The organism is Streptomyces sp. NPDC021080, assembly GCF_044333225.1.
Taxonomy (GTDB): domain Bacteria; phylum Actinomycetota; class Actinomycetes; order Streptomycetales; family Streptomycetaceae; genus Streptomyces.
Map to the genome: position 1 here is coordinate 490063 of NZ_JBIRQM010000004.1, position 19905 is coordinate 509967.

At 72.8% G+C, this 19905-nt stretch carries 13 protein-coding genes; 7 read left to right on the forward strand and 6 right to left on the reverse strand.

All coding sequences use genetic code 11. The annotated features are described in order from the left end of the window. Window positions 1-94: 94 nt before the first annotated feature. Together ACH4S8_RS12845 and ACH4S8_RS12850 are read left to right on the forward strand one after the other, a co-directional pair. Window positions 95-1006 carry a LysR family transcriptional regulator gene (locus ACH4S8_RS12845; protein WP_398392951.1) on the forward strand — a complete coding sequence of 304 codons (912 nt, stop codon included), beginning with the start codon at window positions 95-97 and terminating at the stop codon, window positions 1004-1006. Between the two features lie 329 nt (window positions 1007-1335). Further along, window positions 1336-3213 (forward strand): glycoside hydrolase family 3 protein, encoded by a 1878-nt coding sequence (locus tag ACH4S8_RS12850; protein ID WP_398392953.1) that lies wholly within the window; start codon window positions 1336-1338, stop codon window positions 3211-3213. A gap of 93 nt (window positions 3214-3306) precedes the next feature. Here ACH4S8_RS12850 and ACH4S8_RS12855 read toward each other — a convergent pair whose 3' ends face one another. Both ACH4S8_RS12855 and ACH4S8_RS12860 read right to left on the reverse strand, forming a co-directional pair. After that, window positions 3307-4779 (reverse strand): S28 family serine protease, encoded by a 1473-nt coding sequence (locus tag ACH4S8_RS12855; RefSeq protein ID WP_398392955.1) that lies wholly within the window; start codon window positions 4777-4779, stop codon window positions 3307-3309. A gap of 87 nt (window positions 4780-4866) precedes the next feature. Next, complete coding sequence (locus ACH4S8_RS12860) at window positions 4867-5256, reverse strand: hypothetical protein (RefSeq protein WP_398392957.1); 390 nt, start codon at window positions 5254-5256, stop codon at window positions 4867-4869. 184 nt (window positions 5257-5440) lie between these two features. On the opposite strand from ACH4S8_RS12860, the gene ACH4S8_RS12865 reads away from it, so the two are divergent. Beyond that, window positions 5441-5917 (forward strand): hypothetical protein, encoded by a 477-nt coding sequence (locus ACH4S8_RS12865; protein WP_398392959.1) that lies wholly within the window; start codon window positions 5441-5443, stop codon window positions 5915-5917. On the opposite strand, the gene ACH4S8_RS12870 is transcribed toward ACH4S8_RS12865, so the two are convergent. Next, entirely contained in the window at window positions 5901-9629 is a 3729-nt protein-coding gene (locus ACH4S8_RS12870; RefSeq protein ID WP_398392961.1) for an ABC transporter ATP-binding protein, read from the reverse strand. The genes ACH4S8_RS12865 and ACH4S8_RS12870 overlap by 17 nt on opposite strands. Before the next feature lie 179 nt (window positions 9630-9808). Next, window positions 9809-10732: a serine hydrolase gene (locus ACH4S8_RS12875; protein WP_398392963.1), complete on the reverse strand. Its 924-nt coding sequence runs from the start codon at window positions 10730-10732 to the stop codon at window positions 9809-9811. A 188-nt stretch (window positions 10733-10920) separates the two neighbouring features. Here ACH4S8_RS12875 and ACH4S8_RS12880 point away from each other — a divergent pair, with 188 nt between their 5' ends. After that, window positions 10921-13221, forward strand: a complete 2301-nt coding sequence (locus ACH4S8_RS12880) for a glycosyltransferase family 39 protein (RefSeq protein WP_398392965.1) — start codon at window positions 10921-10923, stop codon at window positions 13219-13221. A gap of 200 nt (window positions 13222-13421) precedes the next feature. Next, complete coding sequence (locus tag ACH4S8_RS12885; protein WP_398392967.1) at window positions 13422-14225, forward strand: endonuclease I family protein; 804 nt, start codon at window positions 13422-13424, stop codon at window positions 14223-14225. Window positions 14226-14283: 58 nt separating this feature from the next. Here ACH4S8_RS12885 and ACH4S8_RS12890 read toward each other — a convergent pair whose 3' ends face one another. Further along, on the reverse strand, window positions 14284-15969 hold the full coding sequence (locus ACH4S8_RS12890) for a thiamine pyrophosphate-binding protein (protein WP_398392969.1): 1686 nt from the start codon (window positions 15967-15969) through the stop codon (window positions 14284-14286). Next, window positions 15966-16934 (reverse strand): agmatinase, encoded by a 969-nt coding sequence (gene speB / locus ACH4S8_RS12895; protein WP_398392971.1) that lies wholly within the window; start codon window positions 16932-16934, stop codon window positions 15966-15968. The genes ACH4S8_RS12890 and speB overlap by 4 nt, the downstream gene beginning before the upstream one ends. A gap of 268 nt (window positions 16935-17202) precedes the next feature. On the opposite strand from speB, the gene ACH4S8_RS12900 reads away from it, so the two are divergent. Next, the gene (locus tag ACH4S8_RS12900) at window positions 17203-18900 is read left to right on the forward strand and encodes a PucR family transcriptional regulator (protein ID WP_398392973.1); all 1698 of its coding nucleotides are present in this window, start codon (window positions 17203-17205) and stop codon (window positions 18898-18900) included. A gap of 107 nt (window positions 18901-19007) precedes the next feature. Continuing rightward, entirely contained in the window at window positions 19008-19796 is a 789-nt protein-coding gene (locus tag ACH4S8_RS12905; RefSeq protein WP_398392975.1) for a phosphatase, read from the forward strand. Window positions 19797-19905 lie beyond the last annotated feature (109 nt).

A 19905-nucleotide genomic window follows, 5' to 3' on the forward strand; every position in this document is an offset into this window, starting at 1 on the left:
TAGCACCAGCGCGAATGTCTGCAGGGATGGATGAAGCAACGCTTACGTAAACTGGGGGGGCGGCCGAGCCCGCACCGAGAACCGGGAGGCATCCATGCTCGATCTCCAGCGGCTGCGCGCCCTGCACGCCGTCGCGGTGCACGGCACGGTCGGCGCCGCCGCGGCGGCCCTCGGCTACACCCCGTCCGCCGTGTCCCAGCAGATCGCGAAACTGGAGCGGGAGACCAGGACCGTCCTGCTGGAACGGCGCGGGCGTGGCGTCCGGCTCACCGAGCAGGCCGAACAACTCGCCTCCACCGCACAGGAGTTGCTGGCGATCGTGGAGCGGGCGGAGACCGAACTGGAGGAGCGCCGGGGAATGCCGGCGGGGCGGCTGACGGTGGCCGCGTTCGCCTCGGCGGCCCGCGGCCTCATGCCCGCGGTCCTGGCCGATCTGGCCGCCCGGCACCCGGCCCTGGACACCCGGCTGACGGAGATCGACCCGCACCTGTCGGTCGACCTGGTCGCCAGGGGCGCGGTCGACCTGGCCGTGGCGCACGACTGGGACATCTCCCCGCTGCCCGCCCCGCCGGGAGTGGAGCAGGCGGTGATCGGGGACGACCTGTGCGATCTGCTCGTCCCGGCCGGACACCCCTTCACCGGGCGGGCGTCGGTACGGCGCGAGGACCTGGGCGGCCAGCGGTGGATCTGCCAGCCGCCCGGCCGGGTCTGCCACGACTGGCTGGTGCGCACCCTGCGCGCGGCGGGCAGCGAGCCGGACATCGTCCACCAGGCCGAGGAGAACCCGACCCTCATCGCCCTCGTGGCGGCCGGTCTCGGCGTCGCCCTCATCCCGCGCCTCGGCCGCGGACCCCTTCCCGAAGGGGTGGTGGAGGTGCCGCTCGACCCGCTGCCGGTCCGCCGGCTGTACGCGCTGTGGCGCGCGGGCGCGGCCCGCAGGCCCGCCATCGCCGAGACGGTCCGCACGCTCCGGTCGCACTGGCCCGCGGTGGCGGAGCGCCCCTGACACCCGCAGCCGGGATACAACGCGAGGGGCCGTGCCGGTACATCGATGCCCGTCGCCACCGACGCCCACACCTCACCCGACAGCGACGGGCTGATGCACCGGCACGGCCCCGGCCCACCCACCGGACCGGAGCCGAACCCGCGACGGTCGGCGCAGCGGACCCGCCCCGCCCCCGGAACACGACCGACGGCACACCGTCACCGGCGCGCCCCCTCCGACCGCGCCGGCGACGGCCCCTTCCCGGAGTACTGTGCACACTCTTGACTGGAAGAAACTTCCCGGATAATCGTGATTCCTCGGAAGTTTCCTTCACGAGGGAAGGAGCGCTTGTGCGCGACTCCAGCACGGGAAGCACCGCAAGACCGTCCGGACCGCCGGATCCGGACAGACCGTCAAGGCCCTCCCGGCGTACGGTTCTCGCCGCCACGGCGGGCATCACCGCCGCGCTGGCCGCCGGCCCCCGCGCCCACGCGGCGGGCGCGACGGACGCCCGCCCGGCCTCCGACAGGGCCCTGCGCGCCCTGATCTCCCGTATGACACTGGAGGAGAAGGTCGGCCAGCTCTTCGTCATGCGGGTGTACGGCCATTCGGCCACCGCGCCCGATCAGGCCGACATCGACGCCAACCTCAAGGAGATCGGCGTCCGCACGGCCGCCGATCTGATCGCCAAGTACCGCGTCGGCGGCATCATCTACTTCGCCTGGGCGCACAACACCCGCGATCCGCACCAGATCGCCGCGCTGTCGAACGGGATCCAGCGGGCCTCGCTGGAGCAGCCGCGCGGGCTGCCGGTGCTGATCTCCACCGACCAGGAACACGGGATAGTGGCCCGGGTGGGCAAGCCCGCGACGCTGTTCCCCGGCGCGATGGCGCTGGGCGCGGGCGGTTCGCGGGCCGACGCCCGGACGGTGGGCCGTATCGGCGGGGCCGAACTGCGCGCGATCGGCATCCGCCAGGACTACTCCCCCGACGCCGACGTGAACGTCAACCCGGCCAACCCGGTGATCGGCGTCCGCTCCTTCGGCGCCGATCCGGACGCGGTGGCGGGCCTGGTGGCGGCCGAGGTGAAGGGGTACCAGAGCTCGGGGGTCGCGGCCACGGCCAAGCATTTCCCCGGCCACGGCGACACCGCCGTGGACAGCCACTTCGGCTTCCCCGTCATCACCCACAGCCGCGAGCTGTGGTCACAGCTCGACGCGGTGCCGTTCCGGGCCGCGATCCGCGCCGGCATCGACTCGATCATGACCGCGCACATCATGGTCCCGGCGCTCGATCCCGCCGGCGACCCCGCCACCCTCTCCCACCCGATCCTGACCGGCATCCTGCGCGGTGAACTCGGCTACGACGGCGTCGTGGTGACGGACGCGCTCGGCATGGAGGGCGTGCGGACGAAGTACGGCGACGACCGCGTCCCCGTCCTCGCGCTCAAGGCCGGTGTCGACCAGCTCCTCAACCCGCCCGACCTGGGCGTCGCGTGGAACGCGGTGCTGAACGCGGTGCGCGGCGGCGAGCTGACCGAGACCCGGCTCGACGAATCGATCCTGCGCGTCCTGCGGCTCAAGGCGAAGCACGGACTGCTGAGCGACCCGTACGTCTGCGAGGCGGACGTCGACCGGGTGGTCGGCGTCCCGGCGCACCTCAGGGCCGCCGACCGGATCGCCGAGCGGACCACGACCCTGCTGGTCAACAAGGAGGGGCTGCTCCCGCTGTCCCGGCGGCGCACCCCGAGGGTGCTGGTGGTGGGCGCCGACCCCGCCTCGCCGTCGCTGTCCGACGGGCCGCCCACCACCGTCATGGCCGCAGCCCTGACCGGGCTGGGCTTCACGGCGACGGCCCTGTCCACCGGCACGGCGCCGTCGGCCGCCGCGATCGACAAGGCCGTCGCCGCGGCGGCCGGCGCGGACGCGGTGGTCGCCCTGACGTACAACCTGACGGCTGCCGGGTCCCAGAGGACCCTGGTCGAACGGCTGGTCGCCACGGGCGTCCCGGTGACCGCCGTGGCCGTCCGCAACCCGTACGACGTCGCCCAGGTCCCGGGCGTCGGCGCCTGTCTGGCCTCCTACTCCTGGACCGACGTCGAAGTGCGCGCCGCCGCCCGGGTGATCGCCGGCCGGGTGCACCCGCGCGGCCGGCTGCCGGTGGCGGTGCAGCGGGCGGACGACCCGGCGCAGGTGCTGTATCCGATCGGGTACGGGCTGAGGTACTAGGGCCTGTCCGACGATTCCCGTGCGCGTGCCCGGCGGAAGGCCGGTGGGCCGCGCCCGCCCGTGTGAACGCGGGCGGGCGCGGCCCCGGTCCGGTCACGGGCGCAGGGTCATGTCCCGTTCGGTGTCACGGCGGTCCAGCTTCGCGTCGAACCGCGCGAGCGGCCGAGCCACCGACGGGTTCGCCCGGACCGCCGCGGGGGCGACCCCCGCCCAGTCGAGGATGCGGGCGGTGGCGAGCGCCTTCTCGTCGGCGACGAGCCCGGCGACATTGGCGCCGTGGTTCAGGCCCGGGGCCGTGAAGACGTAGGAGTCGCGCGCCCCGGAGCCGAGACGGAACCGTTCGGCCCCCCACGGGTCGTTCTGGCCGTAGACGAACAGCATGTGGTGGGCGTGCCGGCGGACCCAGCCGTCCACGTCACGCATCGCCGACGGCCGGAACTTCATCGGGATGGAGCGCGGCACGAAGGTGCGCGGCGACTGGTAGCCGTAGCGGACGTACTTCTTCTCGATGGACGGGAAGTGGATGGTGGGCGCGCCCAGTTGGGTGCCCGCCTGGTAGTAGTACGGGGTGTACGGCTCCAGTCCCTGGTCCGTGTAGAACGAGAAGCCGGAGATGGTGTCGACGGAGTTCCAGATGTCGTCGTCGCTCGCGTGGGCGGCGTCCGCCGGGATCGTGTCGCAGTCCTTCAGCAGGCTGTACTGCCAAAAGCCCCACACGTAGTCGAGCACGACCGCCTCGTACGCCTTGTCCAGGCTGCCGACCGTGGTGAAGGTGTAGCCGTTGTCGGCGGCGTACGCGGCGTACTTCTTCTCCAGGGGCTCCCGGCGCACCAGGGCCTCGCGCTGCACGGCGTTCAGCCGGTCGCGGCACTCCTTGGTGCCGACCTGCGCGAAGAAGCGGTCGTACGCCGAGTCCTCGTCGTTCACGACGTCGTTCGGCGCGACGTAGGCGACGACGCCGTCCATGTCGCGGGGGTAGAAGCGCTCGTAGTACGTGGCGGTCATGCCGCCCTTGGAGCCGCCGGTGGAGATCCACTTCTGGCCGTAGATCGGCTTCAGCGCCTGGAAGATGCGGTGCTGGTCGCTCGCGGCCTGCCAGATGTCGAGCTTCGACCAGTCGGCCGGTTCGGGCCGGGACGGCGTGAAGTAGCGGTACTCCATGGAGACTTGATTGCCGTCCACGATCTGGGTCGGCTCGCGCCGGCTCGGTGTGGTCGAGACGTTGTAGCCGCCGGTGTAGAAGACCGTCGGGCGCGCGGTGTCCTTGTGCAGCACGGTGATCCGCTGCTGGAACGTGCCCTTGGACGGGTGCCGGTGGTCCACGGGCTGGGTGTAGTTCAGGACGAAGAAGCGGTAGCCGGTGTACGGCTTCTCCTGGACGAGGCTCATGCCCGGGACCGCGAGAAGCCGGTCCAGGATGTCCTTGCTGTCGTCGGCCGTGCCCGTGGTGCCGGTGGTTCCTGTGGTGCCGTGGGCCTCCGGCTGGACGGCGGTGGCCGTCCCGGCCGTGCTCAGCGTGCCGATGAGCACCGTGAGCACGAGCAGCCCTCTGAGCGCCTTGCGCATGCACCCTCCCCTGGGAATACGCAGCTGTCCGCCGGAACCTAACGGAGCAACTCCCGTGACACCAGGGGGTCTTGGGTCATCCGTGGTTCAGCACAGGATCCAGCCGGAACTCACCGATCCCGAGCCGACCGAGCCCTTGATACGGACACAGCGGTGGCCCGCGTACAGGGTCACCGGGCCCGCGTGATGCGCGAAGTGCCCGGAGTCCATCACCGGCCGGCCGCCGCGGGCCTGCACGCTGACGGACATCCGCTTGCGCGAGCCGTGCGCCTCGGGGAAGGTCACGGCGCAGACATAGCCGCTGCGCTTGTACACCCGCACGGAGCCGGTCGTGAAGGACAGGGTGCGGACCTTGTGTCCCGAGCAGGAGCCGGAGGCGGCCTGGGCGCTGCCCGGACTCATGAAGGCGAGCAGTCCGGCCGAGGCCAGCACGGCCAGGCCGAGCGCCAGGCGTCGGCGTATCGCACCACTGTCCACTGTCGTCCCTCCCGCAGCAATCAGCGTACTGGTGTACGGACGCAGAACACGCGGCGGATGGTTGCGTACCGCTACGACTTCGCTGTCGGGCGCGTCTCACCCATGCGATGTTTTTTCCTTTTCGGACACAACCGTGCCCGTTTCTCCTCGGTCCAACGAAGCAGGAAACGAAAGGCGGTTACTCATGTCCGGCATCAAGTCCTCGTCCACGACCGGCCGCGCGGCCATCGCCGCGGCCCTTCTGATCGCCGTCGGCGCCTCGGTGCCGGCCGTCGCGAGTTCCACCGCGGCGCCGCCCGCCCGCAGCGGCAGCAACGGTCCCGCCTACGACCGCGTGGCCGACTTCTACGGCGCCTACATCGACGCCGTGACCGACGGGGGCTCCGGCACCCTGAGCACCCGGCTGCGGACCTTCTACCTGACCCCGGCGCTGCGCACCCAGCTGGCCGGCTGGGAGCACCGGCAGCACGCCGACGGGGTGCTGCGCGCCCAGGACGTGCCGAACGCCTGGAAGGTGACGGCGGGCGACAGCGGCGCCGGGCACACCTGGTCGACGGTCCGGCTGACCTGGGGCTCCGCCGCGCACCCGACGTACACCTATCTGACGGTGCAGTCGGACCTGGCGACGAAGAAGATCTCCGGCATCAAGCCGAGGAGCTGACGGGCTCCTCGGGCTCGGGGGAGCCCACGAAGGTCCGCCACAGCGCCGCGTAACGGCCGCCCAGGCGGAGCAGTTCCTCGTGGGTGCCGTCCTCGGCGACCCGGCCGCGGTCCATGACCACGACCCGGTCGGCGCGGGCGGCCGTCGTCAGCCGGTGGGCGACCACCAGCGTCGTACGGCGGCCCGCCAGCCGGTCGGTGGCCTGGTTGACCAGGGCCTCGGTCGCCAGGTCCAGGGCCGCCGTCGCCTCGTCGAGCAGGAGCACGTCCGGGTCGACCAGTTCGGCGCGGGCCAGCGCGATCAGCTGGCGCTGGCCGGCGGAGAGGTTGCGGCCGCGCTCGGCGACCTCGTGGAGATAGCCGCCGTCCAGCGTGGCGATCATGTCGTGCGCTCCGACCGCGCGGGCGGCGGCCTCCACCTCGGCGTCGCCCGCGCCCGGACGGCCGTAGGCGATGGCGTCGCGGACGGTCCCCGGGAAGAGGTAGGCCTCCTGGGGGACGACACCGAGCCGGTGCCGGTAGGAGGTGATGTCCAGGTCGCGCAGATCCGTGCCGTCGACCGTCACCCGTCCGGCCGTCGGGTCGTAGAACCGGGCGACGAGCTTCACGAGCGTCGACTTGCCCGCGCCGGTCTCGCCGACGAAGGCGACGGTCTGCCCGGCGGGGATGCGCAGCGACACCGCGCTGAGCGCCTCCTCGGCGTCGTCCTCGCGGCCGTACGCGAAGCCGACGTCCTCGAACGCGACCTCGCCCCGCAGCGACGCGACCTGCCGCGGCTCGGCGGCGGACTTCGTCGAGGCCGGTTCGCGCAGCAGTTCCTGGATGCGGCCGAGCGAGACGGTGGCCTGCTGGTAGCCGTCGAACACCTGCGAGAGCTGCTGCACGGGCGCGAAGAACAGGTCGATGTAGAGGAGGTAGGCGACCAGGGCGCCGGTCGTGAGCGTGCCGGAGTCGATCCGGTGGGCGCCCACGATCAGCACGGCCGCCGCGGCCCCCGACGCCAGCAGCTGGACGAACGGGAAGTAGACGGAGATCAGCCACTGGCCGCGGATGCGCGCCCTGCGGTAGCTGTCGCTGCCCTCCGCGAACCGCCGTCCGCTGCTCTCCTCGCGCCGGAACGCCTGGAGGATCCGCAGCCCGGACACCGACTCCTGGAGGTCGGCGTTGACCACCGAGACCCGCTCGCGGGCCAGCTCGTACGCCTTGACGCTCGCGCGGCGGAAGAAGAAGGTGCCGATGACGAGCGGCGGCAGGGTCACGAAGACGACCAGTGCCAGCTGTACGTCGATCACCAGCAGGGCGGCCATGATGCCGAAGAAGGTGACGACGGAGACGAACGCGGTGACGAGTCCGGTCTGCAGGAACGTCGACAGGGCGTCGACGTCGGTCGTCATCCGGGTCATGATCCGGCCGGTGAGCTCGCGCTCGTAGTAGTCGAGTCCCAGGCGCTGGAGCTGCGCGAAGATCTTCAGGCGCAGCGCGTACAGGACCCGCTCGCCGGTGCGGCCGGTCATCCGGGTCTCGCCGATCTGCGCGGCCCACTGGACGAGGACGGTGACCAGCGCGAGGGCCGCCGCCGCCCAGACCGCGCCGAGCGCGAGGCGGGTGACGCCCTGGTCGATGCCGTGCCGGATCAGGATCGGCAGCAGCAGGGTCATCACGGCGTCGACGGCGACCAGCGCGAGGCTGATGAGCAGCGGGGCGCCGAAGCCGCGCAGCAGCCGGCGCAGTCCGTAGGAGTCCTCGGCCCCGACCGCGCGGGCCTCGTCGACGTCCGGCACGTCGGTGGCCGGGGGCAGCGCCTCGACCTGGGCGAGGAGTCCGGGGGTGGCGGGCATGCCGTCGAGCGCGTTGTCGCGGGGCTCGCGGTCGCCGGTCCACAGGTGCGGGGTCACTCCGCGCTCGGCGTCGAACTCGGCGTCCAGCTCCTCGCGTACGGAGGTGTCCTCCCGCGGCGCCGCCGGCAGGGCGTGTCCCGGGGAGACGCCGCCCAGTTCGTCGGGGTCGGTGAGCAGCCGCCGGTAGAGCGCCGAGCGGGCCTGGAGCTCCTCGTGGGTGCCGATGTCGGCGAGCCGCCCGCCGTCCAGGACGGCGATGCGGTCGGCGAGGTTGAGGGTGGAGCGGCGGTGCGCGATCAGCAGGGTCGTACGGCCCTCCATGACCTGTCCGAGCGCCTCGTGGATCTCGTGCTCGACCTGGGCGTCGACGGCGGAGGTGGCGTCGTCGAGGACGAGCAGCCGCGGGTCGGTGAGGATGGCGCGGGCGAGCGCGACGCGCTGGCGCTGGCCTCCGGAGAGGGTGAGGCCGTGCTCGCCGACCTTGGTGTCGTAGCCGGCGGGCAGCTCGGCGATGAAGCGGTGCGCCTGGGCGGCGCGGGCGGCGGTCTCTATCTCGTCCTGGGTGGCGTCCGGGCGGCCGTAGGCGATGTTCGCGCGGACGGTGTCGGAGAAGAGGAAGGAGTCCTCGGGGACGAGCCCGATCGCGGCGCGCAGGGACTCCGCCGTCAGCTCGCGGACGTCGTGCCCGCCGATGAGGACGGCGCCGTGCGTCACGTCGTAGAAGCGGGGCAGCAGCAGCGAGACGGTCGACTTGCCGGAGCCGGAGGAGCCGACGACGGCGAGGGTCTCGCCGGGCCGGATCTCGAAGCTCAGCCCGTCCAGGACGGGCCGGTCCTTCGCGTATCCGAAGGACACGTCGTCGAACTCGACGGTGGCGGGCGCGTCGGCCGGCAGGGTCTTGGTGCCGTCCTTGATCGACGGCTCGGTGTCGATGAGCTCCAGCACGCGCTCGGCGCCGGCGCGGGCCTGCTGTCCGACGGTCAGCACGACGGCCAGCATCCGCACCGGTCCGACGAGCTGCGCGAGGTAGGTGGAGAACGCCACGAACGTGCCCAGCGTGATCTGGCCGCGCACGGCCAGCCAGCCGCCGAGGGCGAGCATCGCGACCTGGCCGAGCGCGGGGACGGCCTGGAGGGCCGGGGTGTACTTCGCGTTGAGCCGGATGGTGCGCAGCCGGCCCGCGAAGAGCCGCCGTCCGACCTCGCGCAGTTTGCCGGTCTCCTGCTCCTCCTGGCCGAAGCCCTTCACCACGCGGACGCCGCTGACGGCGCCGTCGACGACACCGGCCACGGCGGCGGCCTGCGCCTGCGCGTACCAGGTCGCGGGGTGCAGCCGGGAGCGGCTGCGCTTGGCGACGAACCACAGGGCCGGGGCGACGGCCAGCGCGACCAGGGTGAGGGGCAGGGAGAGCGCCGCCATGATCGCGAGGGAGATCAGGAAGAGCAGGACGTTCCCGATGGTCATCGGGAGCATGAACAGCAGGCCCTGGATCAGCTGGAGGTCGCTGGTCGCGCGGCCCACGACCTGCCCGGTGGACAGTTCGTCCTGGCGCCGTCCGTCGAGCCGGGTGATCGTCTCGTACATGTCGGTACGGAGATCGTGCTGGACGTCGAGGGCGAGTCGGCCGCCGTAGTAGCGGCGGACGAAGGTGAGGGCGTAGACGAGGACGGCGGCGCCGAGCAGCACTCCCGCCCAGGGCGCCATGCCCCGGCTGTGGTCACCGATGACGTCGTCGATGATCACCTTGGTGACCAGCGGGACGACCGCCATCAGCGCCATGCCGCCCAGCGAGGAGCCGAGCGCGAGCACCACGTCCTTCGGATACCGCCAGGCGTACCCGGCGAGCCGCCGTGCCCATCCCCGTTCCGTCGCCACCGCGGCACCTTCCGTAGATCTCACTCCGCCGGAAGGCACCAACACCGAGCGAAGCGGATTTCATCCCTCCGCAACAATTCGTCCGTCCGTCCCCGCGACGAACGTCCGCCCGCCGGGCACGGTGGCCGGGCGGGCGGACGGGAAAGCACGGGCGTTCGGACGCCGGGGGACGGCCCCGGTCAGCCCGCCGGGACGGCCGGGATGGCCTCCGCCGGCTGCGAGGTCGGCGTGAACCGCTGGGGTGCGACGGTGGTCGGCACGAGGTCCTTGTGGATGGCCTTGGCGACGGCCTGGATGGTGGCGACGCCGTAGTCCATGGTGCTGCTGCCGACGGTGAGCACCGACATCATGTAGTCGTGGCCGCCGCCGTTGAAGGTGCCGAGGCTGTGCACCCGCCACGCGTTCGTGGAGCGCGAGAGCCAGCCGTTCTTGACGTGCACGGCGACCGTCGAGGGCGCCCCGGCCGGTGTCCCCCAGCGCTGCGAGGAGATGACCTGGCCCATGAGCTTGAGGATGTAGGCGCGCGAGCTGTCGCTCAGCACCGTGTTCTTGGCGGTGACGAGCTTGAGCAGCTTCTGCTCGTCGGTGACGTTGATCTGTGTCAGGCCCCAGTAGCCGCCGGTGCCCGGTGTGGTCTTCGTCATCCCGGCCGCGGTCAGGAAGCCCTTGATCTTCGTCAGACCGAGCTGGTTCCACAGCTTGGTCGTCGAGGCGTTGTCCGACTGGGTGATCATCTTGGTGGCGAGCGACGTCTCGGTGCTCGTCAGATAGCGGTTGTGCTTCTTCGCGTCCCACAGCAGCGTGGCGAGGACGGTGACCTTCACCGTGCTGGCCGAGTCGAACGAGGTGGTGGCGCGGAGCGTGCAGGTGGTGTTGGTGGAACGGTCGTACAGACCGACCGCGACGGTGCCCCTGCGGTTGGCGAGCGCCGCGGTGATGTCCGTCTGCAGCTTGGCGGCCAGACCCGCCTTGCTCGACGTGCAGCTGACCGTCGGCGCCGGCGCGGCGCCGGCCGGGGCCGCGGCGATCGCGATCGGCAGGATCACCGCGGCGCCGAGGCTCGTCGCGAGCACACGGGCAGCCCGGGATATCCGGTGAGTCATTGGAGGCTTCCCATCCCCTTGAGCGATAGGAACGCGCCAAGGGCGCGCTCGCCTCACATGACTCACAGGGGTGCCCGATGGTTGTACACGTGTTCCGGGTACGGGAGTTCGGGTGCGAGGCCCGGATGCACAGGTCACGCCCAGGCGGGCCACAGTCCGCGCCCATCACCGGGCGACAGGGTGCGATGGTGACGTCTGCCACTGACCCATCGCCCGACGCCCCCACGACTTCCCCCGCCCCGCCGCCGGTCCCGCTGCCGGCGGGGTCCGCGGAGCGGGCGCCGGCCGCACCCCGCTGGTCGCCGCCCGCACTGCTCGCGATCCTCGTACTGGCCGCGGTGCTCTACTCCTGGAACCTGTCGGCCTCCGGCCTCAACAGCTTCTACAGCGCTGCGGTGCTCAGCGGCACCCAGAGCTGGAAGGCCTGGTTCTTCGGTTCGCTCGACGCGGGCAACTTCATCACCGTCGACAAGCCGCCGTTCGCGCTCATGACCATGAGCCTGTCCTGCCGGGTGTTCGGCTTCGGCACCTGGCAGATGATGGCGCCCGTGGTCGCCGCCGCGCTCGGCACGATCTGGATCCTGCACGCGAGCGTGAAGCGGTACTTCGGGCACGCGGCCGCCGCCGTCGCGGCGCTCGTCCTCGCCCTCACGCCGATCACGGTCGCCATCGACCGGGACAACAACCCCGACACGCTGCTGGTGTTCCTCATGGTGGCGGGCGCGGCCCTCGCCCTGCGGGCCACCCGCGACGGCAGGCTGCCCGCGCTGCTCGGCTCGGCGGTGTGCTTCGGGCTCGCGTTCAACACCAAGATGCTCCAGGGGTACATCGCCCTGCCCGCCGTCTTCGCCGTGTACGTGTACGCCTCCCGGCTTCCGTGGGCGAGGAAGGTCCGCGACCTGGCGCTCGCCGCCGTGGCCCTGGCCGTCGCGAGCTTCTGGTGGGCGGCGGCCGTCTCACTCGTGCCGGCCGCCGACCGCCCGTACATCGGCGGCTCCACGGACGGCTCCGCCTGGGACCTGATCATGGGCTACAACGGCCTGGGCCGGGTGCTGGGCGGCGAGGGCAACGGCGGCGGGGGCGGCATGGGCGGCGGCTTCTCCGGAACCGCGGGCCTCGGCCGGATGTTCAACGACATCCTCGGCGGCCAGATCTCCTGGCTGCTCCCCTTCGCCGCCATCGCCCTCGTGGGCGGTCTGGTGCTGTGCGGACGCGCGCCGCGCACCGACCCGACGCGCGCCGCACTGCTGCTGTGGGGCGGCTGGACCGTCCTGCACTACCTGACGTTCAGCATGGCCGAGGGCACCATGCACCCGTACTACACGACCGCGCTCGCCCCCGGCATCGCGGCGCTGACCGGCGCGGGCGGTGTCATGCTGCTGCGCGCCCTGCGCGGACCGGACACCCGCTGGGTGTGGGTGCTGCCCGCCGGGCTCGTGGTCACCGCCGTCTGGGCGATCGTGCTGCTGCGCCGGGCCGCCGACTGGAACGGCTGGCTGTGGCCGGCCGTCGCGGTGGTCATGGCACTGTCCGTCGCGGGGCTGGTCGTCTTCCGCTCCGGCAACCGCGCCCGGCTGTTCACCGCCTCCGTGGCCGCGGCGGTCGTCGCGGCCCTCGCCGGTCCGGCGGCGTACGCCGTCTCCGAGCCCGTGTCCGCCGGCAGTGGTGCGGGCGGTGGCATGGGGGGCTCCAACCCGACCGCGGGGCCGACCACGGGCGGCGGTCTCGGTGGCGGTCCCGGTGGCGGTCCCGGCGGCGGCCGGGGCGGTTTCCCCGGAGGCGGTCAAGCACCCGGCGGCAACGGCGAACTCCCGCAGGGCGGTTTCCCGGTCGGCGGTCAGGCACCCGGCGGGAACGGCGAACCGCCCGAGGGGGGCTTCCCCGGCGGCGGCCAGAACGCGGGCGGACCGGGCGGCACGAACGGGGAGCTCCCCGGCGGCGGCCAGGCGGCCGGCGGCAACGGCGAACCGTCCCAGGGCGGTACGGGTGACCGGCCGGGCGGCGCGGGCGGCTTCGGCGCAGGCGGCATGGGCGGCACCGCGAGCAGCGCGATGGTCTCCTATCTGGAGAAGCACCAGGACGGCGCCAAGTGGCTGCTGGCCGTGTCCAATTCACAGAGTGCGGCCCAGCTGATCGTCGGCACCGGCAAACCCGTCATCTCCATGTTCGGCTTCACCGGCTCCGACCGGGCCATGACCCTCGCCAAGCTCGAGGAGCTGGTGCTCAAGGGCGAGTTGCACTACATCCAGCTCGGCGGCGGCATGGGCGGCGGGACGGGCGGGAACAACACGCTCAACACGCAGATCACCGCCTGGGTGGAGAAGAACGGCACGGCGGTGAAGCAGAGCGCCTACGACAAGTCGGCTTCGTCCGGCTCCACTTCGACGTCCGGATCGGCCACCGGGTCCAACTCCGGCTCCGGGTCCTCCGCGAAGAACGGCGCCCAGTCCTCGACGCTCTACCGACTGGACCCGTCCGACCTGGACTGACCGCGCATCCGGCCCGCCCGACGGCCCCCGACCCCACCGGTCGGGGGCCCTGTCCGTTCCGTCGTCTCCCGCCCGGAACAGCCGAGTTGTTGAATCCCGACACAGAATCAACACCTCCCCTTAACCCGCCGAACCTCATGTCCATGTCACCCTCCCGATTACCCGCTCCATTCAACCCGCGTAGAACGGACACCCCCACGATGCCCGCCACGCACACGCACCGCTGGAAGACCCTGGCGCTGAGCACCTCCGCGGTCCTCGTCGGCCTCACCCTGCCGACGATGACCGCGACCCCCGCGAGCGCGACCACGACCGCGTACGACAGCACGTACTACAAGAACGCGATCGGCAAGACCGGCACAAGCCTGAAGTCCTCGCTGCACACCATCATCAGCAGCCAGACCAAGATCTCGTACTCCGCCGTCTGGAACGCGCTGATGGCCACCGACCAGGACCCGAACAACAGCAACAACGTGATCCTGCTGTACAGCGGCGTCTCGCGCGCCAAGTCCCTCAACGGCGGTGACGTCGGCGACTGGAACCGCGAGCACACCTGGGCCAAGTCCCACGGCGACTTCGGCGAGGTGACCGGCCCCGGCACCGACCTGCACCATCTGCGCCCGGCGGACGTCCAGGTCAACAGCATCCGGGGCAACCTGGACTTCGACAACGGCGGCAGCGCGGTCACCAACGGCGGCGGCAGCAAGGTCGACTCCGACTCCTTCGAGCCGCGCGACGCCGACAAGGGCGACGTGGCCCGCATGATCCTCTACATGGCGGTCCGCTACGAGGGCGACGACGGCTTCGCGAACCTGGAGCCCGACGAGAAGGTCAACAACGGCAGCGCCCCGTACATCGGCAAGCTGTCCGTGCTCAAGGCGTGGAACGAGGCGGACCCGCCCAGCGCCTTCGAGGAGAAGCGCAACCAGGTCATCTACGACTCCTACCAGCACAACCGCAACCCGTTCATCGACCACCCGGAGTGGGTCGAGGCGATCTGGTAGACGGCGCGGTCCGGCCACCGGCCCGGGCGGACCGGTGGCCGGACCCGACGGCCGACCCTCAGTCCAGGTGGGTCGGCGCGAACATCCGCAGCAGGGCCGGCAGGACGACCACCGATGGGCCGGGAGTGGCCAGCGCCTCGGCCAGGTCCTTCTCCAGCGTCCCGGGGGTCGTACGCACCCCCGGGACGCCGAAGGACTCGGCCAGGGCCACGAAGTCGGGGCGGTCCAGCTCCGTCGCCGTGGCCTCGCCGAACGCGTCGGTCATGTACGTGCGCAGGATGCCGTAGCCGCCGTCGTCGACGATCAGCCAGGTGACGTTCAGGCCGTGCTGCCGGGCGGTGGCGAGTTCGGCGACCGAGTACAGCGCGCCGCCGTCGCCGGAGACCGCGAGGACGGGCTGGGAGGGGTCGGCCACCGCCGCGCCGAGCGCCGCCGGGAAGGCGTAGCCGAGGCCGCCCGCGCCCTGGGCGGAGTGCATGGTGTTCTTTCCGCGCGGGTCGAAGGCGGACCAGGCCCAGTACGCCAGGATCGTCATGTCCCAGAAGGACGGCGAGGCGGTCGGCAGGGCACGGCGGACGGAGGCCAGCACCCCCTGTTCCAGGGTGAGTTCCTGTGCGTCGAGGCGCTGTGCCACCCGCGCGAGGACCGCGCTCACGCGGTCCGCCGCCGCGGGGTCGGGGCGTTCCTCCACCGTCTCCAGGAGGGCGGACAGCGCGAGGCGCGCGTCCGCGTGGATGCCGATCGCCGGGTGGTTGGACTCCAGCTTGCCGAGGTCGGCCTCGATCTGGATCACCCGGCCGCGGGGCTTGAACGTGTGGTAGTTCGAGGACAGTTCACCGAGGCCGGAGCCGACGACCAGCAGGACGTCCGCGTCCTCCAGGAAGTCCGTGGTGTGCCGGTCCTCCAGCCAGGACTGCAGCGAGAGCGGGTGGGTCCAGGGGAAGGCGCCCTTGCCGCCGAAGGTGGTGACGACCGGCGCGTTCAGCTTCTGGGCCAGCGACCTCAGCTTGCCGGACGCGTCCGCCCGGACGACACCGCCGCCCGCGATGATCGCCGGGCGGGCCGCGGTGGACAGCAAGTGGGCCGCCAGCGCGGTCAGTTCGGGGCGCGGGACGACGTCCTCCGGGGTGGCGTCCATCGCCGTGACCGGCGGCAGGTGCGTCTCGGCGAGCAGGACGTCCTGCGGGATCTCCACCCAGACCGGGCCGTGCGGGGCGGTCAGCGCCGACTCCCAGGCCGCCGCGATGGCGGAGGGGATCTGCGACTGCGTACGGACCGTGTGGACGGACTTCACGACACCCTTGAACGACGCCTGCTGGTCGGGGAGTTCGTGGAGATAGCCGTGCCGGCCGCCGCCGAGTCCCGCGGTCGGGATCTGGCTGCTGATGGCGAGGACGGGCGCCGAGGCGGCGCGCGCCTCCTGGAGCGCGGCGAGCGAGGTCAGCGCTCCGGGGCCGGTGGAGAGCAGCAGCGGGGCGGCCTCGCCGGTGATCCGGCCGTAGGCGTCCGCCGCGAAGCCCGCGTTGTTCTCGACGCGCAGTCCGACGTACCTCAGCGAGGAGCGGCGCAGCGCGTCGAACATGCCGAGCGCGTGCTGGCCCGGCAGCCCGAAGACGGTCGTCGCGCCGAGGCCGGAGAGGGTCTCCACGACCAGGTCTCCGCCGTTGCGGCCGGGAGGCGGGTTGAGCGCGGCCTCCGTCTGCGCCGCCGTCGGGCGGAGAACCAGGTCGTGGTCGTGGGTCACTTGCCCCGGGCCTCCGCGATCTGGCGGGACATGATCGTGGTCAGTTCGTACGCGGTGTGGGAGGCGGCCACCGCGGTGATCTCGGCGTGGTCGTAGGCCGGGGCGACCTCGACGACGTCGGCCGAGACGAGGTTGCAGGACGACAGTCCGCGCAGGATCTCCAGGAGCTCGCGGGAGGTCATGCCGCCCGCCTCCGGGGTGCCGGTGCCGGGCGCGTGCGCCGGGTCGAGGCAGTCGATGTCGATGGAGATGTAGAGCGGGCGGTTCCCGATGCGCTGGCGCAGCTGGTCGGCGACCTCGTCGGCGCCACGGCGGTAGATGTCCGCCGAGGTGACGATGCCGAAGCCCATCTTCTCGTCGTCGGTGAGGTCCTGCTTGCCGTACAGCGGGCCGCGGGTGCCGACGTGGGAGAGCGCCGAGGTGTCGAGGATGCCCTCCTCGACGGCGCGGCGGAACGGGGTGCCGTGGGTGTACTCGGCGCCGAAGTAGGTGTCCCAGGTGTCGAGGTGCGCGTCGAAGTGGAGCAGCGCGACCGGGCCGTGCTTCTTGGCGACGGAGCGCAGCAGGGGCAGCGCGATGGTGTGGTCGCCGCCGAGCGTCATCAGGCGGGCGCCGGTGCCGAGCAGCTCGTCGGCGGCGGCCTCCACCGTCTCCACGGCCTCGTTGATGTTGAACGGGTTCGCCGCGATGTCACCGGCGTCCGCGACCTGCGCGAGGGCGAACGGGGAGGCGTCCTGCGCCGGGTTGTAGGGGCGCAGCAGGCGGGAGGCCTCGCGGATCGCGTTGCCGCCGAAGCGGGCGCCGGGCCGGTACGAGACGCCGGAGTCGAACGGCACACCGACGACGGCGACGTCGGCGGTGCCGACCTCGTCGAGGCGGGGCAGCCGGGCGAAGGTCGCGGGACCGGCGTACCGCGGGACGCGGGAGGAGTCGACGGGGCCGCGGGGCGTCTCGTTGCTGCTCATGGGGTATTGCCTTCTTTCCTACGCCTGATCACACAAGTATGACCGGGTACGAGTGACACGACTCTCCCGACGAAGTCCGGGACCGGTCAGGACCGGAGCTCGCGGGTGGGCGACGACGTGCCGTGCGGGGACGCGGGGGCGAGCCGGCGACTGGTCACGAGGACAACCGCCGACGGCCGTCCGCACCCGCGACTGCGGGGTCGACACGACCCTAGGTGGCCGGAGAGCGACTGCGAAGTGTACGTTTCATCCATTCGACCCGCACGGGATGGAGGATCTGTCCACCATGCCGGACTCACCGTCACCGTCCGCCCCGGCCGTGTCCGCCCCGGCCGTGCCGCCGACCCCTCCGGTGCCGCTGTCGGCGCTGCTGGCCCGCGAGGACCTGGGCCTGCGTCTGATCGCCGGGTCCGCGGAGCCCGGCACGGTGATCCACTGGGCGCACACCTCGGAGATGGCCGACCCCTATCCGTACCTGCTGGGCGGCGAGCTGCTGCTGACGGCGGGGGTCCACGTGCCCGCGACGGCCGGCCGCGACGGGGGCTCCCCCGGCCCGGACGACTACTTCGACGGCTACGTCTCCCGGATCGTCGCGGCGGGCGGCGCGGCCCTGGGGTTCGGCCTGGCGCCGGTCCACGACACGGTCCCGCCCGCCCTCGTCGCGGCCTGCGACGCCTACGGGCTGCCCCTGCTGGAGGTCCCGCCCCGGACCACGTTCTCCGGGGTCGCCCGCGCGGTGTGGCAGCTCATGGCCCAGGCCCGGCTGGCCGAGCTGCGCCGGGTGACCGAGGCCCAGCAGAGTCTGGCGGCCGCCGCCGCCCGCCCCGATCCGGTTCCGGCGGTCCTGCGGCAGCTGGCCCGGCGGGTGAGCGGCTGGGCGGCCCTGTACGGCCCGGAGGGAACGGAACTGGCCCATGCGGGGCGACTCCCGCCCCCGGGCGGGCCGGGCCCGGCCCGCCCGGCGCGGGCGGCGGCGACCCACCCCCCGGAGCCACCCCGTCCGACCGACGCGGCCCGCCCGCCGGGCGCGGCAGAACCGGCGGACGCGGGCCGCGCGGGAGAAACGGGCCGCGCGGGAGACGCCGGGTCTCCCGAAGAGGCCCTTGCCCGGCTCGCCGGGATCGTACGGCCCCGGGGGGCCCAGGGGCCCGGCCCGGCCTCCGCCACCGACACCGTGGGCGATGTCCATCTCGCGGCCTACGCCCTCGGCAGCGGCCAGGGCTTCGTCCTGGGCGTCGCGGCTCCGCGCCGCGACCCCGGCGACCACACGATCGCCTCCGTCGCGTCCGTACTGCTCTCCCTCCTCACCGGGGAGCACCAGAGCGCCACCGGGGCCGCGCGGTCGGCGGCCCTGGTGCGGCTGCTGCTCGGGGCGGCGCCCGAGGCGGTGGCACCGCTGCTCGGCGGCGAACAGTGGGTGGTCGTGCACGCGCGCCCCGCCGGGGACGGCCCCTCCCCGGACGCCGTCTCCGCGTCCGCGCTGGCGGCCGCGCTGGGCTCCGCGCTGGTGGACGCGGGCGGCGACGTCGTCCGCGTCCTGGTCCCCGGCGACCGCGCGCCCGCCGCGCAGCCGGGCTGGATCTGCGGGGTCAGCGCGCCCACGGGCCCGCACGGGTGGGCGGCGGCCGACACCCAGGCGGCCCGCGCGCTGGCCCGCGCCCGCGCCACCCGGGCGGCCCTGGTCCGGCACGGCGACCGTCCCGCGCTCGCCGACCTCGTCCCCCCGGCGGACGCCGAGGACCACGCCCGGGCCCTTCTCGCCCCGGTCGCCGGGACCCCGGCACTGACCGAGACCCTGCGCACCTGGCTTTCCCTGCACGGCAGTTGGGACCGCACGGCGGTGGCCCTGTCCGTCCACCGCAACACCGTCCGCCAACGCATCTCCCGCTGCGCCGCGTTGCTGGACACCGACCTCGACGACCCCGACGTACGCATGGAGTTGTGGTTCGCGCTCAGGGACGGCTGAACGCGGGACGCGCGGACCGGCCCCGGCGCCCGCCGGCCCGAGTGACGCGCGTCCCAGCGACGGGGACAGCCGCGCCTTCGGCTCGAAGGCACCGGCACAATGGTGCTATGCCGATACCCGGGACGCCCAGCCGCGCCGAACTCGTCGACCATCTCGTGAAGACCCGTATCGCGGGCGATGTCGCCACACCCCGCGAGAACAACCTGTCCCACTACCGCAAGCTGGCGAACGGCGAGCGCAACTGGTGGCTCGGCCTGGAACTCGGCGACCGCTGGAGCGACGAGCAGGACGTGCTCGCGGTGATGGCGGAGCGGGTCGGTGTCAACGACGACCCCGAATACCGCTACGGCCAGGACACCATCGACCCCGAGCTGACCGTGGAGGCGCTGGACCGTCTCGCGGCCCGGCTGCGCAAGGCGGCCGAGGACCGGCAGCGGGTGCTGTTCGCGACCGGCCACCCCGGCGGGCTGCTGGACGTGCACCGGGCCACGGCGGCCGCCCTGCGCGCCGCCGGCTGCGAGATCGTGGTGATCCCGGACGGACTGCAGACGGACGAGGGGTACGTCATGCAGTTCGCGGACGTGGCGGTCCTGGAGCACGGTGCCACGCTGTGGCACACCCACTCGGGCGAGCCGATGCGCGCGATCCTGACCGCGCTGGAGCGGGAGGGCCGCCCGCTGCCCGACCTGGTCGTGGCCGACCACGGCTGGGCCGGCTTCGCGGGGCAGCACGGGGTGGACTCGGTGGGCTACGCCGACAGCAACGACCCGGCGCTCTTCCTCGCCGAGTCGGAGGGCACGCTCCAGGTCGTGGTCCCGCTCGACGACCACGTCCTCAGCCCGCGCCACTACGACCCGATGACGGCGTACCTGCTCGCGGAGGCGGGCCTGGCCTGAGCCACGCCCCACCGCCCCCGGTCCCGGCGGCGGACCCGGGGGCGCGCCCGGCACGGGCGGCCCCCCGGCCGGCGTCCGCCCTCCCGCGCCCCCGAACCGCCTCGCCCGC

What these genes read in the sequence shown, in the direction of transcription:
- ACH4S8_RS12845 (WP_398392951.1), top strand. Translation starts at nt 95, where the DNA reads ATGCTCGATCTCCAGCGGCTGCGCGCCCTGCACGCCGTCGCGGTGCAC.
- ACH4S8_RS12855 (WP_398392955.1), bottom strand. Translation starts at nt 4,779, where the DNA reads ATGCGCAAGGCGCTCAGAGGGCTGCTCGTGCTCACGGTGCTCATCGGC.
- ACH4S8_RS12865 (WP_398392959.1), top strand. Translation starts at nt 5,441, where the DNA reads ATGTCCGGCATCAAGTCCTCGTCCACGACCGGCCGCGCGGCCATCGCC.
- ACH4S8_RS12875 (WP_398392963.1), bottom strand. Translation starts at nt 10,732, where the DNA reads ATGACTCACCGGATATCCCGGGCTGCCCGTGTGCTCGCGACGAGCCTC.
- ACH4S8_RS12885 (WP_398392967.1), top strand. Translation starts at nt 13,422, where the DNA reads ATGCCCGCCACGCACACGCACCGCTGGAAGACCCTGGCGCTGAGCACC.
- speB (WP_398392971.1), bottom strand. Translation starts at nt 16,934, where the DNA reads ATGAGCAGCAACGAGACGCCCCGCGGCCCCGTCGACTCCTCCCGCGTC.
- ACH4S8_RS12900 (WP_398392973.1), top strand. Translation starts at nt 17,203, where the DNA reads ATGGAGGATCTGTCCACCATGCCGGACTCACCGTCACCGTCCGCCCCG.
- ACH4S8_RS12905 (WP_398392975.1), top strand. Translation starts at nt 19,008, where the DNA reads ATGCCGATACCCGGGACGCCCAGCCGCGCCGAACTCGTCGACCATCTC.